This is a genomic window from Bacillus sp. YH3-2-B2, from assembly GCF_053663335.1.
In genome coordinates, this window is sequence record NZ_JBSJQE010000001.1 from 510,906 (window position 1) to 526,838 (window position 15,933).

17 protein-coding genes are annotated in these 15,933 nt (G+C 45.6%); 9 read left to right on the top strand and 8 right to left on the bottom strand.

Annotated elements, in window-relative coordinates; translation table 11 throughout:
- Positions 1-9: 9 nt before the first annotated feature.
- The gene (locus ACWJJX_RS02795; RefSeq protein WP_182068823.1) at positions 10-279 is read right to left on the bottom strand and encodes a hypothetical protein; all 270 of its coding nucleotides are present in this window, start codon (positions 277-279) and stop codon (positions 10-12) included.
- Positions 280-441: 162 nt separating this feature from the next.
- Between ACWJJX_RS02795 and ACWJJX_RS02800 the strand changes: the two genes are divergently transcribed.
- Entirely contained in the window at positions 442-2,061 is a 1,620-nt protein-coding gene (locus ACWJJX_RS02800; protein ID WP_003154562.1) for an ABC-F family ATP-binding cassette domain-containing protein, read from the top strand.
- Positions 2,062-2,173: 112 nt separating this feature from the next.
- Positions 2,174-3,082 carry a ketopantoate reductase family protein gene (locus tag ACWJJX_RS02805; RefSeq protein WP_454022712.1) on the top strand — a complete coding sequence of 303 codons (909 nt, stop codon included), beginning with the start codon at positions 2,174-2,176 and terminating at the stop codon, positions 3,080-3,082.
- Positions 3,083-3,111: 29 nt separating this feature from the next.
- Here ACWJJX_RS02805 and ACWJJX_RS02810 read toward each other — a convergent pair whose 3' ends face one another.
- From ACWJJX_RS02810 to mreBH, 3 genes are all read right to left on the bottom strand, one after another.
- The gene (locus tag ACWJJX_RS02810; protein ID WP_454022713.1) at positions 3,112-4,344 is read right to left on the bottom strand and encodes an aminopeptidase; all 1,233 of its coding nucleotides are present in this window, start codon (positions 4,342-4,344) and stop codon (positions 3,112-3,114) included.
- A 99-nt stretch (positions 4,345-4,443) separates the two neighbouring features.
- Positions 4,444-4,578, bottom strand: coding sequence for a protein YkpC (locus ACWJJX_RS02815; RefSeq protein ID WP_003154559.1), 135 nt, complete (start codon positions 4,576-4,578; stop codon positions 4,444-4,446).
- Positions 4,579-4,649: 71 nt separating this feature from the next.
- Positions 4,650-5,657 (bottom strand): cell shape-determining protein MreBH, encoded by a 1,008-nt coding sequence (mreBH, locus tag ACWJJX_RS02820; protein WP_003154558.1) that lies wholly within the window; start codon positions 5,655-5,657, stop codon positions 4,650-4,652.
- A 269-nt stretch (positions 5,658-5,926) separates the two neighbouring features.
- Here mreBH and ACWJJX_RS02825 point away from each other — a divergent pair, with 269 nt between their 5' ends.
- The 5 genes from ACWJJX_RS02825 (at position 5,927) to ade (ending at position 11,105) form a co-directional block, all read left to right on the top strand.
- Positions 5,927-6,211 (top strand): AbrB/MazE/SpoVT family DNA-binding domain-containing protein, encoded by a 285-nt coding sequence (locus ACWJJX_RS02825; protein WP_024085249.1) that lies wholly within the window; start codon positions 5,927-5,929, stop codon positions 6,209-6,211.
- 172 nt (positions 6,212-6,383) lie between these two features.
- Positions 6,384-7,688: an ATP-binding protein gene (locus tag ACWJJX_RS02830; protein ID WP_014304932.1), complete on the top strand. Its 1,305-nt coding sequence runs from the start codon at positions 6,384-6,386 to the stop codon at positions 7,686-7,688.
- Position 7,689: 1 nt separating this feature from the next.
- Positions 7,690-8,517 carry a gamma-glutamylcyclotransferase gene (locus tag ACWJJX_RS02835; RefSeq protein WP_109955182.1) on the top strand — a complete coding sequence of 276 codons (828 nt, stop codon included), beginning with the start codon at positions 7,690-7,692 and terminating at the stop codon, positions 8,515-8,517.
- 40 nt (positions 8,518-8,557) lie between these two features.
- Entirely contained in the window at positions 8,558-9,223 is a 666-nt protein-coding gene (gene ktrC / locus ACWJJX_RS02840) for a Ktr system potassium transporter KtrC (protein WP_003154554.1), read from the top strand.
- 148 nt (positions 9,224-9,371) lie between these two features.
- Entirely contained in the window at positions 9,372-11,105 is a 1,734-nt protein-coding gene (gene ade, locus ACWJJX_RS02845) for an adenine deaminase (protein ID WP_454022714.1), read from the top strand.
- A 32-nt stretch (positions 11,106-11,137) separates the two neighbouring features.
- Here ade and rnjA read toward each other — a convergent pair whose 3' ends face one another.
- Both rnjA and ACWJJX_RS02855 read right to left on the bottom strand, forming a co-directional pair.
- Positions 11,138-12,805: a ribonuclease J1 gene (gene rnjA / locus ACWJJX_RS02850; RefSeq protein ID WP_007409649.1), complete on the bottom strand. Its 1,668-nt coding sequence runs from the start codon at positions 12,803-12,805 to the stop codon at positions 11,138-11,140.
- 5 nt (positions 12,806-12,810) lie between these two features.
- Positions 12,811-13,020 carry a DNA-dependent RNA polymerase subunit epsilon gene (locus ACWJJX_RS02855; protein WP_003154548.1) on the bottom strand — a complete coding sequence of 70 codons (210 nt, stop codon included), beginning with the start codon at positions 13,018-13,020 and terminating at the stop codon, positions 12,811-12,813.
- Positions 13,021-13,374: 354 nt separating this feature from the next.
- Here ACWJJX_RS02855 and ACWJJX_RS02860 point away from each other — a divergent pair, with 354 nt between their 5' ends.
- Positions 13,375-14,148, top strand: coding sequence for a Cof-type HAD-IIB family hydrolase (locus ACWJJX_RS02860; protein WP_454022715.1), 774 nt, complete (start codon positions 13,375-13,377; stop codon positions 14,146-14,148).
- Positions 14,149-14,181: 33 nt separating this feature from the next.
- Here ACWJJX_RS02860 and def read toward each other — a convergent pair whose 3' ends face one another.
- Positions 14,182-14,736, bottom strand: a complete 555-nt coding sequence (def, locus tag ACWJJX_RS02865) for a peptide deformylase (RefSeq protein ID WP_039063011.1) — start codon at positions 14,734-14,736, stop codon at positions 14,182-14,184.
- Between the two features lie 112 nt (positions 14,737-14,848).
- The gene (locus tag ACWJJX_RS02870; protein WP_032862645.1) at positions 14,849-15,025 is read right to left on the bottom strand and encodes a YjcZ family sporulation protein; all 177 of its coding nucleotides are present in this window, start codon (positions 15,023-15,025) and stop codon (positions 14,849-14,851) included.
- A 246-nt stretch (positions 15,026-15,271) separates the two neighbouring features.
- On the opposite strand from ACWJJX_RS02870, the gene ACWJJX_RS02875 reads away from it, so the two are divergent.
- The gene (locus tag ACWJJX_RS02875; RefSeq protein WP_326375068.1) at positions 15,272-15,910 is read left to right on the top strand and encodes a YkyA family protein; all 639 of its coding nucleotides are present in this window, start codon (positions 15,272-15,274) and stop codon (positions 15,908-15,910) included.
- Positions 15,911-15,933: the final 23 nt, after the last annotated feature.

Genomic DNA, 15,933 nt, shown 5'->3' on the forward strand with positions numbered 1-15,933 from the left:
AGGCGTTTTTTATTTGGCAAACGAGGCCGCGACGGCGATGAACAATACCGTGGCCAACACTGATCCGACAATGGCCAGAACGCTGAAAAAAAGATTCACCTGCTTCTTCTCTTTGCCGCGTTTTTCAAGCATCCGTTTTGAAAAGAGATGCGAAAACGTATAAATGAGGGCGATTCCGACGTACAAGCCGAGGTCACGTGCCGTAAAGCCTGTGACGGCCAGAAAAACCCCGGTGAAGAAAATCATAAGACAGTATTCTGTGAGTGTTAAAAGCTTCAACTTGTTCCTCCGTGATGAATATGTATATATATCTATTGTATCACAGCGCTCCGGGTTTGACGCCTGCATCTTTTCAAACCCGTATATTCGCAGGGAAACATTTCTCTTCCCCTTTATTCATGGTATACTTTTAATGATGATAGACACGATGGAGGATTCTAAATGATTGCTGTAAATAATGTGAGCTTGCGTTTTGCGGATCGCAAGTTATTTGAAGATGTCAATATTAAATTTACGCCGGGCAACTGCTACGGATTAATAGGCGCAAACGGTGCCGGAAAATCAACATTTTTGAAAATTTTATCCGGTGAGCTGGAGCCGCAGACCGGCGATGTCCATATGAGTCCGGGCGAACGTCTTGCCATTCTGAAGCAGAACCACTTTGAATATGAAGACTGTGAAGTGCTGAAAGTCGTCATTATGGGACATAAACGTTTATACGAAGTCATGCAGGAAAAAGACGCGATTTATATGAAGCCTGATTTTTCAGATGAAGACGGCATCCGCGCCGCTGAGCTTGAAGGAGAGTTTGCGGAATTAAACGGATGGGAAGCTGAAAGTGAAGCCGCTATTTTGTTAAAGGGGCTGGGCATCTCTGAAGACCTGCATACGAAGAAAATGGCCGACTTAGGCGGTTCAGAAAAGGTGAAAGTGCTTTTGGCACAGGCGCTGTTCGGCAAGCCGGACGTTCTGCTGCTTGATGAACCGACCAACCACTTGGATCTGAAAGCGATTCAGTGGCTGGAAGAGTTTTTAATCAACTTTGAGAACACAGTCATCGTCGTATCCCATGACCGTCACTTTTTAAATAAAGTGTGCACGCACATCGCCGATCTTGATTTTAATAAAATTCAAGTGTACGTCGGCAACTATGATTTCTGGTATGAATCAAGCCAGCTTGCTTTAAAGCTTTCTCAGGAAGCCAACAAGAAAAAAGAAGAGCAGATTAAACAGCTTCAGGAGTTCGTGGCCAGATTCAGCGCCAACGCCTCTAAATCAAAGCAGGCGACATCAAGAAAGAAACTCCTTGATAAAATCACGCTTGATGATATCAAACCGTCATCACGCCGTTATCCTTATGTCAATTTCACGCCGGAACGCGAGATCGGAAATGACGTGCTGCGGGTTGAAGGCTTAACAAAAACGATTGACGGGGTTAAGGTGCTTGATAACGTCAGCTTTATTATGAACAGAGAAGACAAAATTGCATTTACGGGCCGCAACGAACTTGCCGTTACGACATTGTTTAAAATCATTTCCGGGGAAATGGAAGCAGACAGCGGCACATTTAAATGGGGCGTGACCACTTCTCAGGCGTACTTCCCTAAAGACAACAGCGAATATTTTGACGGCAGCGATGCGAACCTTGTCGACTGGCTCCGCCAATACTCGCCGCATGACCAAAGCGAAAGCTTTCTGCGCGGTTTCTTAGGACGCATGCTGTTCTCAGGAGAAGAAGTCAACAAAAAATCAAACGTCCTTTCCGGAGGAGAAAAAGTACGCTGCATGCTTTCAAAAGCGATGCTTTCCGGCGCGAATATCTTAATTCTGGATGAACCGACAAACCACTTAGATTTGGAATCCATTACGGCGCTTAACAACGGCTTAATCAGCTTTAAAGGCGCTATGCTGTTTTCATCTCATGACCATCAGTTTGTACAGACAATTGCCAACCGCATCATTGAATTAACGCCTAAAGGCATTGTTGACAAACAAATGTCTTATGACGAATTTCTTGAAAACGCGGATGTGCAGAAAAAGCTTGAAGAGCTATACGCGTAATAAAGAAGCAGGGGAGACTCTGCTTTTTTATTTATGAAAAAAGTTTTCAATCTTCTGACTTCCCATTACAATAAAGGAATACATAAATTGAAAAGAGACGGAGGAATGCATCATGAAGTTTTTAGTTGTCGGAGCTGGGGGAGTGGGCGGATATATCGGCGCGCGACTTGCAGAAAAGGGAAATGACGTTACGTTTCTCGTCCGTCAGAAGCGGGCGGAACAATTAAAAGAGACGGGATTGACCGTCAAAAGTGCAAATGGTGATGTTTCAATCAAGCCGAAAATAATCATGGCGGGCGAAGATGGAGAGTTTGACGCCGTTATCATCGCATCAAAAGCGTATTCTTTGCAGGACGTCATTGGGGATGTCAAACCGTTTGTCAAACCTTCGTCGGTCATTCTTCCTTTTTTAAACGGATACAGGCACTATAACCAGCTGTTTGAAGCTTTTTCAAAACGGCAGGTGCTGGGCGGCCTCTGCTTTATTGAGAGCGCCCATAACGACAAAGGGGAAATTCTTCATACGAGCGCTGCCCACCGGTTTGTTTTCGGTGAATGGAACGGGGAGCGCACAGAACGTATGAACGAGCTGGAAAACGCATTTGCAGGCGTGAAAGCGGATGTCATCATCAGCGGGGATATTGAAAAGGACATTTGGAAAAAATATATGTTTATTGCCGCGCAGGCGGGAGTGACCACTCTGTTTCAACAGCCGGTCGGACCGATTTTAGAAACAGAAGGCGGCCGCAGCACGGCAAAGCGCCTCTTTGCCGAAATCGGAGCCATTTTCAAGGCTGCCGGCATCCCGAAAGATCCTGGTCTGGAAGAAGAGAGTTATCGCACATTGACAAGCATGTCTTACCATATGAAATCGTCGATGCTGAGAGATATGGAAAAGGGCAGGGTGACGGAAGGTGATCATTTACACGGCTTTTTGCTTGAGAAAGCGAAAGGCTTGTCAATTGATACACCTGTTTTGGAAACCGTCTGCGCCAACTTGCAAATGTATGAAGCGAAATAAAAAGGAGGCCTGATCGCCTCCTTTTTTTATTAAAATGCCCAGTTTCCGTTTCTGAAGATCGGTTCTCTTTTCCCGTCCGCGGTAATACCGTCGATATTCATGTCTTTGGAACCGACCATAAAATCTACGTGTGTAATGCTTTCATTTAAGCCCTCTTTAACAAGCTCTTCCCGTGTCATTTGTTTGCCGCCCTCAATATTAAAGGCATACGCACTGCCGATCGCCAAGTGGTTAGAGGCGTTTTCATCGTACAGTGTGTTGTAAAATAAAATATTTGATTGTGAAATCGGTGAATCGTAAGGCACTAAGGCCACTTCACCGAGATAGTGTGAGCCTTCATCGGTTTCGACGATGCCTTTTAAAATCTCCTCGCCTTTTTCAGCTTTCACATCGACAATGCGGCCGTTTTCAAAGGTAAGAGTGAAGTTATCAATAATGTTGCCGCCGTAGCTCAGCGGTTTCGTGCTGGAAACCGTGCCGTTCACCCCGTCACGCTGCGGAAGGGTGAAAACCTCTTCTGTCGGCATGTTGGCCATGAATTCGTGACCGCTTTCATTCACGCTTCCCGCGCCTGCCCATACATGTTTTTTCGGCAGTTCAATGGTTAAGTCTGTTCCTTCAGCCTGATAATGCAGGGCGCTGTAATGTTTTTTGTTCAGGTGTTCCACTTTTTCATGAAGATTTTGATCGTGTTTTTTCCATGCTTCCACAGGGTTTTCTTCATTTACACGGGTCGTTTTGAAAATTTCTTCCCATAAAAGCTGAACGGCTGTTTCTTCCGGCTGATCCGGGAACACTTTTTTCGCCCAGCCTGTTGAAGCAGCTCCGATCACCGTCCAGCTGACCTTATCTGATTGAATATATTGTCTGTATGTATGCAATGCTTTTCCGGCGGCTTTTTGGAACGCTGCAATCCGTTTGCCGTCAGTGCCTTTTAACAGGTCGGGGTCGGATGAGACGACAGAAATAAACGCAGCCCCTTTTTTCGCGAGCTCTTCTTTTCCTTTTGCTTCCCATTCAGGATACTCTTCAAACGCTTCAAAAGGTGCCATCTCGTATTTTAATCTGGACAGTTCATCGTCCTGCCAATTTACGGTGACGTTTTTTGCGCCTTTTTCATAAGAATGTTTGGCAAGCAGTCTGACAAGTTCCCGGACATCAGTTGAGGCATTGATTACAACATGCTGTCCTTTTTGGACATTGACGCCGACTTCTACCGCCAGCTGAGCATATGTATTTAACTTTTCAGTAAACGAACTCATCGTTCATTCCTCCTCATCGGTTTTTCTCATCATATCAAATATCGCCTCATAAAGGAAAGAAAGGAGCACAAACGAAAAAGACACAGCTTTTGCTGCGTCTTACGGGTGATTCAGTTTTACGGCGCCGCCGGCCGGAGAATGGGGCATATTGGCCAGTGAAATGCTCATACCCCCCAAAATAATTCCGCTTAAAATGACGGCTACTGCTACGCGTCTTCCCACATCTCTAAGCATATGCTTCCTCCTTAATGTTTCTCCAGTTCTCACAATATGAGCCGGCCGGAGAAAAAAGAAGCACAATCTTATTATTTAATCGCTTTTTGCAGCTTGTCGATGACGTCTAATGAACGCCCAGTGCCGATAGCCACTGATTCAAGCGGATTTGCCGCCAAATGAACGGGAACGACGATTTCATCTGTCAGCCATTCTTTCATCCCGTTTAAAAGGGAGCCTCCGCCGGTTAACACGACGCCGCGGTCAACGATATCACCGCTGAGCTCCGGCGGACAATCTTCAAGTGTCGCTCTGATCGCTTCAAGAATATGCAGGAGCGACTCACGCATCGCGTGCTGAATTTCATTAGACTGCAGTCTGATTGTCTTCGGCAGACCGGTTACGAGGTCACGCCCGCGGATTTCCATCGTTTCCGGCACATGTTCGATCAATGCAAATCCGATTTCCATTTTCACTTGTTCTGCCGTACGTTCCCCGATCAGCAGGTTGTATTTTTTTCTGACGAACGAGGCGATATCTTCATCAAGCTGGTCGCCGCCGATTCTGATCGAATGGCAGGATACGACGCCACCGAATGAGATGATGGCGACTTCAGTCGTACCGCCGCCGATATCTACGACGACGTTTGCGACCGGCTCGTCAACAGGGAGGTCGGCCCCGATTGCAGCGGCTACGGGTTCTTCAATCAAGTGAACGTTTTTCGCTCCGCAGTTTTTGACAGCGTCACTGATGGCGCGGCGTTCAACGGCTGTTGAGCCTGAAGGCGTGCAGACGACGACATTCGGTTTGCGGAAGGTCATTCCGATTTTTTTTCCGGCTTTTTTCATAATGTGTTTTAATAAGTCAGTTGTCATATCATAATCAGCAATGACACCGTCTTTCATCGGCCGTACGGCGACGATTTTCCCCGGCGTCTTTCCGATCATGCTTTTGGCATCCGTTCCGATGGCAAGCACCGCTTTCGTTGTTGTATCTACAGCGACAACGGAAGGCTCGTTTAAAATAATACCTTTATTTTTACTGTAAACAAGTATATTAGCGGTTCCTAAGTCGATTCCGATCTCAGTTGATTGAAACATGTTTTCACCCAATCCCTATCCTGATTTAATTGATTCTACATTTAAAGTTTCTGAGAAAAACCACGATTTTTGGGGGTTTCCGCCGGGAATGAAATGTTTTTGTAAAAAAGGAGGGAAAGTCTGTATCCCGTATTTCAAAAGGCTTTTTTTCTGTAAAAAACATTCATTTCCGGATGCTGAGAAACTTTTGCTCCGTTCCTTTCGTCTACGTTTATGAAGGATTTTCCTTGGACATAAAGAAGAGACATTAAAGGAAGTAGGGGATTTCTATGAAATCAATTGGTGTAGTAAGAAAAGTAGACGAACTCGGGCGTATTGTCATGCCGATTGAATTGAGAAGAGCATTGGATATCGCTATTAAAGATAGTATTGAATTTTTCGTTGACGGAGACAAAATTGTCTTAAAAAAATACAAGCCGCACGGCATTTGCTTAATGACCGGGGAAATTACCTCCGAAAATCAGGAGTACGGCAACGGCAAAATTATTTTAAGTCCTGAAGGAGCGAAAATGCTGCTTGAGGAAATCGAAGAAGCGTTAAAAGATAGATCATAATCAGCAAAAAGGGCGGGGCATCATTCCGTCCTTTTATTATGAACTTGTGCAAAAACTCACGGGAAAAGTAAGCGAACCTGCTCAATTAATTGGGAATAGTTATCATTTTTTAGTCAATAATGCAGTCAACAATGTTACAATATATGTAGAAATGCTAGCGGCAGGTGGGACTATGGGAAAATATCAAGCGCGTATCATTTCCTTAATCTTGGCAATGATTTTTATTATGTTTTGGGATTATTTATTTTATATGATTGAACGGAATCCGATTAACTGGCCCGTTGACATCACCTTTACCGCCGTCACATTAATCAGCGTCTGGCTGCTGGCTTATTATGTGGACAATAAAAAGCAGCTGCTGGCGGAGCTGAAGGACAGCGAGCAGAAAGCAAAGGCGCTTTCAGATGAGAAAAACCGGATCATGGACAATTTGCAGGAAATCGTTTTTCAGACGGATTCACAAGGGAATATTACATATTTGAATCAGGCCTGGACGACGATTACGGGCCACTCCATCAGCGAATGTATGGGCACGATGTATAATGATTATTTTATAAAAGAAAAACATATCATTGATTATATTATCTCCCAAATCAAGCAGCAGTCCCCGTCAGGAATGTTTACGGCCAAATATATTAAAAGAGACGGCACGATTTTTTGGGGGGAAGTCCATTATAAGCTGTATTATGACCGCAGACAGAAATTTGTCGGGAGCCTGGGGACGATGTCTGATATCAGTGAACGGAAAAAAGCGGTCGACGAGCTTCTGGAAACGAACGAACGCCTTGCCATGCAATCTCAAAAGCTGGCCATTGCCGGAGAGCTTGCGGCAGGAATCGCCCATGAAGTAAGAAATCCTTTAACGTCAGTCAGCGGCTTTCTCCAGCTGATGAAAGCCCAGTATCCGGAAAGAACGGATTATTTCGATATTATTTTTTCGGAGATTAAAAGGATTGATCTCGTGCTGGGGGAGCTGCTTCTGCTCGCCAAGCCGCAGACCGTGACGTTTACCGCTCATCATCTCAACCATATTTTAAGGCAGGTGGCGACGCTTCTTGACACGAACGCGGTGCTGTCAAACACTGTGATTGAGAAGGATTTCAGGCAGACTGAGTCCTGTATGGTCAACGGTGACGAAAACCAGCTGAAACAGGTATTTATCAATATTATTAAAAATGCGATTGAAGCGATGCCTGACGGCGGGAATATTCATATTTATACAGAACGGGATGAAGAATACGCGGTGATCAGCATACAGGATGAAGGAAACGGCATGTCGAAAGAAAAGCTTGAAAACATCGGCAAACCGTTTTTCTCAACAAAAGATCAGGGAACGGGTCTCGGGCTTCCGATTTGTTTACGAATTCTGAAGGAGCATAATGGTAAACTTAACATTAAGAGCAAAAATGGAGAAGGCAGTACGTTTCAGGTGATTCTGCCGTTAGAAGCGGCTGCTGTCCAAAAGGAGGAAAAATAACTTGCTTCTTTTTGTATACGGTTTGTTACGGAAGCGTGAAGAAAACCATGAACTGCTGAAAGGCGCTCCGTGTGTGTGCGAGCAGGCCGCGATAAACGGTGTGCTGTACGAAACGGATAAAGGTCAGCCTGCGGCGTCTTTAGCAGAAACAGCTTTTGTGTACGGGGAATTGTATGAAACAGATCATCAGATGATCCGTAAGCTGGATATGTATTATGCTGATTTTGACCGGAAAGAGGTTGCCGTGACGACGGATGCCGGGAATAAAACCGCCTTCGCATATGTCGTAAAGCCCGACCAGTGTGCCTCATTCAGCCGTATCAAAAGCGGAGACTGGAAAGAATACCGTTTTATGAAACGGGAGGATGACAGTCCGGTTTATTATTTTGCTTACGGCTCCTGTATGGACAATGCCCGGTTTAAACAGGCGGGGGTCGCCCACTTCTTTGCCGAGCCGGTCGGAGGGGCGGTTGTTGAAGGGTATTCGACGAGATTCACGTTAAGGCGTCCTGACGGTTCCAGAGCCGATCTTGTTGAAGACGGGGGACGAACTGAAGGCGTGCTGTACAAGCTCCCGTTTGAAGCGGCAACCTATCTGTACAAAAGAGAAGGTGTTGATAACCACACATACCGTCCCGCGTTCATAGAAGTGTGTGCCGGCGGCCGTGTATACAGAGGCGTCCTGACGTTTCTGGTTCTTGATAAAGCTGAGGAAATTGCGCCTCCGGGTCACTATCAGGAAGAAATCGAACGCGGAGCGGACCTGTATTTATCACCCGCCTTTTCAGAAAAGCTTAAACGCTATATGAACTCATTGCCGAAAATGTGATACTATTCCTATTAGAGATATTGTTTAAAGGAGTACTGTTATGAGAAAAGAGTTTGCCGTTATCGGTCTCGGACGCTTCGGCGGAAGTATTTGCAAAGCATTAAGTGAAGAAGGCCTTGAGGTCATGGCGATGGATATTGATGAAGATAAAGTAAATGAATACGCCAAAATCGCATCACACGCGGTCATCGGCGATTCAACCGATGAATCGGTGCTGAAAAACTTAGGGCTGCGCAACTTTGACCACGTCATTGTGGCAATCGGCGAAAATATACAGGCGAGCATTTTAACGACGCTGATCTTAAAGGAACTCGGCGTGAACACGATCACGGTTAAAGCGCAGAACGATTATCATGAGAAAGTGCTTGCGAAAATCGGGGCCGATCACATCGTCCACCCTGAACGTGACATGGCAAAACGCATCGCCCACAACATCGTATCAAATAATGTGCTTGATTATTTGGAGCTGTCCGACGAACACAGCATTGTGGAGATCGTGGCCAACAGCAGGCTTGCGGGCAACACACTGCTTGATCTGGACATCCGGGCGAAGTACGGCATTAATATCGTGGCCATCAAGAGAGAAAAAGAAGTGATCGTATCTCCGCTGGCGACTGAAATGATTCAAAAAGAAGATATTCTCATCGTTATCGGCTCTCTTACGGACATTTCCCGATTTGAAAAAAGAGTGCTTCATACAAAGTGAAAAGCCGTCCGTAAAAGGACGGTCTTTTATTATGTCAGAATAGAAAGACATTTATCGTGTAAGCGGTATATTCTGCAATTTTTATTGACTATGATCAGGCGATCCGATAGCATATTGTACCATATAAAGAAAAAGAGGAGGCCTCATTTTGAACAAAGAAACACTGGCTGAACGGCTGAATGCATCAGCCGGCAGACAAAAAGCCGATACCGTCATTAAAAACGGAAAAATCATGGATGTATTTAACCAGGAATGGATTTCTGCAGATATCGCCATTACGGGCGGAGTGATCGTCGGGCTGGGCGAATATGAAGGGGAAGAAGTCATTGATGCAGAAGGTCAAATGATCGTTCCTGGCTTTATTGACGGACATGTTCATATCGAGTCCTCTATGGTTACTCCGATTGAATTTGCTAAAGCCGTCCTCCCTCACGGAGTGACTACTGTCATTACTGATCCTCACGAAATTGCGAATGTTTCCGGAGCAAAAGGCATTTCATTTATGATAGAGCAGGCGAAAAAGGCGCCGCTGAACATCCGTTTCATGCTTCCTTCCTGTGTTCCCGCCGCTAGCTTTGAACGCTCAGGAGCTGTATTAAAAGCCGAGGATTTAAAGCCTTTTTATCAGGAGAAAGAGGTGCTCGGGCTTGCGGAAGTAATGGATTATGTGTCTGTTGCGGAAGGTGAAGAGGATATGCTTCAGAAACTGCTTGATGCCAAGCGTCACGGAAAACGGATCGACGGGCATTTAGCCGGACTGTCTTCAGATATCATCAATATATACAGAACCGCAATGGTGTCAAATGATCATGAAGTGACGACAAAAGAAGAAGCGCTGGACAGAATCAGACGGGGAATGTACGTCATGCTGCGCGAAGGATCGGTGGCAAAAAATACGCTCAATGTGCTGCCGGCGGTGAATGAAAAAAACGCGCGCCGCTTTTTCTTTTGTACGGATGATAAGCATGTAGATGATCTGCTTTCAGAAGGAAGTGTGAACCACCAAGTCAAAATGGCGATAAAGGCCGGACTTGATCCATTCCTTGCGTATCAGCTCGCCAGCTTAAATGCGGCTGAGTGCTACGGCCTTGAAACAAAAGGGGCGGTAGCGCCGGGTTTTGACGCAGATCTGCTGTTTATTTCAGATGTACGGGAGGCTGCCGTCACGAAGACCATGGTCGCCGGCCGGACCGTTGCCGAGAACGGGCGAACGGTTGATGAACAGTCTGCCGGTTCCTATTCGCCGGACCAGGCGCTGTTGGATACAGTGCGGCTGAAAGCGCCGCTGACTGAATCTGATTTTTATATGCCGATTCATGAGGGCAGGAAAATGAAAGTAATCGAAATGATACCGAATCATTTGGAGACGAGAAAAAAAGAAGTGCCTGCACCGTCTGCTGACGCGTTTCGTTCTGATACAGATAATGATTTATTAAAAATCGCCGTAGCAGAGCGGCACAGCGGCGAAAAAATGATAGGACTCGGGATTGTACAAGGGTTCGGGTTAAAAGAAGGCGCCATCGCCACAACCATTTCTCACGATTCCCATAATATCATCGCCGTCGGTACAAACGATGCCGATTTGGCAAAAGCAATCAACAGGCTCCGTGACACCGGGGGCGGATTAACAGCCGTGAAAAACGGAGAATTGCTTCACTCCGTTCCGCTTCCGATCGCCGGGCTTTTGTCTGATAAGTCGGCGGAATGGGTCAATGACAGCTTGGGCGTGCTTCATGAAAAGCTTCCTCTGCTCGGATTCACCGGTGATTTCAATCCGTTTCTCACCTTATCGTTTTTAGCCCTTCCGGTGATTCCGGATATTAAAATGACGGCGGCCGGTCTGTTTGATGTCAAAGCCTTTCAGCATATTCCGCTGCAATAAAAAAAACTGCACTCGTAATGAGTGCAGTTTTTTTAGACCTCCATAATGATCGGAAGGATCATCGGGCGGCGTTTTGTTTTTTCGTATAGGAACGGAGCAAGCGTATCGGTAATTTCGTTTTTAATTTCGGACCACTGCGTTGTTTTCCGATCCATTACTTTCTCCAGATGGTTCGAAATGAGCTGCTGCGCGTCATTGATCAAATCACCGGATTCTCTCATGTATACAAAACCTCTTGAGATTAAATCAGGTCCCGCTGAAACCTTAAAGTCGTCCATATTGATGCTGACAACAACGATAACAAGGCCTTCTTCTGAAAGAATGCGGCGGTCGCGGAGCACGATATTGCCGATATCACCGATTCCGCTTCCGTCAATGTAAACGGAGCCGGACGGAATTTTGCCTGCCACAGCGGCTTCTTCGCCTTTGAGGGCCAGCACTTCGCCATTATCCATGATAAAGCAGTTTTCTTCAGGTATGCCGCAATCAGTCGCGAGTTTGACGTGCATTTTCTGCATTCTGTACTCACCGTGAATCGGCATAAAGAACTTCGGTTTGATCAGGCGGAGCATTAATTTCTGCTCTTCCTGTCCGCCGTGTCCGGATGTATGAATGTCATTCAATGAACCGTGAATGACTTCTGCGCCCGCACGGTACAGCTGGTTGATGGTGCGGCTTACGCTGATTGTGTTTCCGGGTATCGGAGAGGAAGAAAAGACGACCGTATCTCCGGGATTAATGGAAATCTGCCGGTGTGTCCCGTTAGCGATGCGTGATAACGCCGCCATCGGTTCACCTTGGCTCCCCGTACATAAAATCGTTACCTTATTGGCAGGCAAACGATTGATTTCGTTATGCTCAATAAACGTATTTTTAGGACAGGTAATGTAACCGAGATTTTGTCCGATTTCAATAGCCGATTCCATACTGCGTCCGAATACGGCAACTTTTCTGCCGTTTAAAACGGCTGCTTCAATCACCTGCTGAAGACGGTGTATATTCGAAGCGAATGTCGCAAATATAATTCTGCCGTCCACTTTTCGGAAAATATCGTGAATGCTTTCGCCTACGCGGCGTTCTGACATGGTGAAATCAGGCACCTCACTGTTTGTACTGTCAGAAAGCAGGCACAAAACGCCTTCTTTCCCGATTTCAGCCATCTTTGTCAAGTTGGCCGGTTCGCCTACCGGTGTGAAATCGAACTTAAAGTCCCCGGTATGTACGATATTGCCCGGCGGTGTTTTGACGACGATTCCGTATGAATCCGGAATGCTGTGTGTCGTTCTGAAGAAGGATACAGACGTCTTGCGGAACTTCACGATGTCGTCTTCACCGATGATGTTTAATTTGGTCTGTCTTAACAGCCCGTGCTCTTCAAGTTTATTCCGAAGTAAGCCGATCGCGAGTTTACCGCCGTAAACGGGAATATTTACTTGTCTGAGCAGGTACGGAATACCGCCGATATGGTCTTCATGACCGTGGGTGATAAACAGACCTTTAATTTTATCTTCATTTTTTACTAAATACGTGTAATCGGGGATTACGTAATCAATGCCGAGAAGTTCATCTTCCGGGAACTTGATTCCCGCATCAATCAGTACAATTTCATCCTGAAACTGCACCCCGTACGTATTTTTCCCGATCTCGCCCAATCCGCCGAGGGCGAAAACGGCAGTCTGGTCATTTTTTACAAATTTCATTCCGCTCATAACTCCAATACTTTAAAATTTTCGCTCTGCTTCTCATATTCTAAAAAAGCACCGTCCACAGGCTGAACAAATTCAATGTTGTATTTCTGATCTTTCAGTTTCGTTCTGACGTCCCGTTCTGAAACGCCCTCAATGTAAAGTGAATCTGTTTTTTCCCGAACAGGTACTTCGTCAGCCTTCTCTTGATAAAATACCTTATAAATCATCCAAATCTCTCCTTAAATGCCGTATGTTAGACTCGCTCATTCTATTATATTCGAAAACGGATTATAAGGAAAGTCTCGAGCAAAAAAGGGACTTTCAAAAACCGAAAGATCCCTTCTACGCGATGACTTTTTTCCGGAGCATTCCGCCCCACTGTCTTCTGAGTTTCTTCCGTAATCGGCGCAGCATCGTATACCTCCTTTAAAGCCCTTTATAGCAGTAGTATGCGGAAAAAATGAATTTGTTTTCGTGGGTAAAACTGGAATTTGATCAAGGCGGTTTTCCGGAAGAAAAACTTTCTGTATGATGATATTGAAAAAGACACGACTGATAAACGGGAAAAAGGAGAAATTGACATGAATCCAAAACTGATCTTTTTTGATATTGACGGCACGATCTATGACCATGATAAACATATTCCCGATAGCGCAAGAAACGCCGTGACGGCGCTTAAAGAGGCTGGGCATCACGTTTTTATCGCCAGCGGAAGGTCCCCGTTTATGGTAAAACCGATTCTGGAAGAGCTTGAGATTGAATCATTTATTTCATACAACGGCCAGTATGTCGTATTTGAAGGTGAGGTCATTTATAAAAATTCTCTTCCTGAAGATGCGGTTGCGCGTTTATTAAAGCAGGCGGCAGAAGGGGAGCATCCCGTCGTATTTATGGCGGAAGACACGATGAAAACGACCGTCCCCGGACATCCGCACGTCTCGGAAGGTATCGGCAGTCTGAAAGCGCCTTATCCCGAAGTTGATGAAACATTTTATAAAGGAAAAGAAATTTATCAGCTGCTTTTATTCTGCCGCGGTCATGAAGAAAAAGCATATGCCGCTTTTCCGGAGTTTGATTACGTCCGCTGGCATGAATTGTCAACGGATGTGCTTCCGAAAGGCGGTTCAAAAGCGGAAGGCATTAAAAGAGTGCTTGAGCGGCTTCCGTACGGCGTAAGTGACACTTATGCATTCGGCGACGGACTAAATGACCTTGAGATGATCCGTTTTGCCGGCACCGGGGTGGCGATGGGAAATGCGGTTCCGGAATTAAAAGCTGCCGCCGATTTCGTCACAAAGCCGGTGGATGAAGAGGGAATCAGCTGGGCCGTCAAAGAACTGGGCCTTTTGAAATAAAGAAAACCGGCACTTTGGGAAGTGCCGGTTTTTTTAACGGTCAATGGCAATGGCGTTTTCAGGTTCTTTGAACGGATCTTCTTTATCGATATGGTCGTAAAACATCACGCCGTTCAGATGATCGATTTCGTGCTGAAACACGATGGCCGGAAAACCTTTGAGGCGGATGTCAATCTGTTCTCCTTCAAGCGTCACCGCCTTCACGCGGATGCGGGCGTAGCGCGGCACATAGCCGGGAATGGGTTCGTCTACCGACAGGCAGCCTTCTCCGCTCGTCAAGTAGCTTTTTTCCACTGAGTGGCTGACGATTTTAGGGTTAAAAAGAGCATAGCTGTATAAAGTGCCTTTCGCATCTTCTGCATGGACGGCGATCATCCGTTTTTTTACGTCTGTTTGCGGAGCGGCAAGACCGACGCCCGGACGAAGCTTGTATTTCTCGGCTAATTCAGGATTTTGGCTGTTTTTCACAAACTCAATCATATCAGCAAGATGCTGTTTTTCTTCGTCAGAAGCGGGAAGCTGAACCTCTTCAGCGATCTCTCTGAGCGCGGGATGTCCGTCGCGTACAATATTTTCCATAGTAATCAAGAAACTTCACTCCTAAAGCTTAATATGTAAATTATAGCGAATTTCTTTATCGCGGCGCAACGAAACAATTGGCCGGCCATAGCAGGCCGGCCGATTTTCATGGTGTATAAGGTCAGCAGCCGCAGCCTAAATAAGCGGCACCGACGATGATTAATAAGATAAACAATACGACGATTAATGCGAATGTGCGGCCATATCCGCCGCCGCAGCCATAACCGTAACCGCCATAACCGTATCCGCCGCCGCAGCAACCGCCGCCAAATCCGCCGCCAAATCCATATCCGTACATAAAAAAACCTCCTCTTTTAATTACGCTGACCCTTTGTCAGCAGGGCCGGCGTCTACTATAAACTATGTAAAAGCCAAAAAGATGTATGGTCATCCGCCCTGTTTTCTCAATTTTTTACGCCAGTATTCTTTGACAGCACCGTAAGCGTCTTTTTACCCGGTCATGCCAATTACAGCTCAGCTATTGTCAAAAAGCGTTCGGGCTTCTATAGTGGAAATTGTCAAGATTGGGGGATTTTAAGTGAATATGATTCAAAAAAAGGTATTAGCAGGAATCGGAGCGCTCGGCGCCGCAAGTATGCTGCTTGCGGGCTGCGGGGGAAAAGATCCGGTTGAATCGCTTCATGACTCGATGGAAAAAGCCGTTCAAGCGGAAAAACCGTTTCAAAAAGAGCAGAAAAAATTGGAAAAATTGGAGAAAAAAGAGCACAAGCTTTACGACAGCGCGGTTAAACTGAATATGGATGATTATCAGAAAATCGTCACACTGTCTGATCAGGCTCTGAGCAATGCAAATCAGCGAAAAAAACATCTGAAAGCAGAAAAAGACAGTATTGATGATTCAAAAAAAGCATTTGAATCCGCAAAAAAAACTTCTCAAGAAATAAAGGATAAGAAAGTAAAAGAAAAAGCCGGGCATGCTGTCGCTTTAATGGAGAAAAGATATGCATCTTATGATCTTTTGTACAAAAAGTACGAAAAAGCCATTTCACTTGATAAGGACCTTTATAAACTGATTAAAGATAAAAAGCTCACATTAGCGCAGCTGGAAGAGCAGATCAGCAAAGTAAACTCAGTTTACGAAAAGGTGCATAAACAAGCAGAGGAGTTCAATCAATTTACTAAAGACTACAACAAAGAGAAAGAACTATTATTCCGCGAATAGTATAGTGAAGGCATATCGGCATG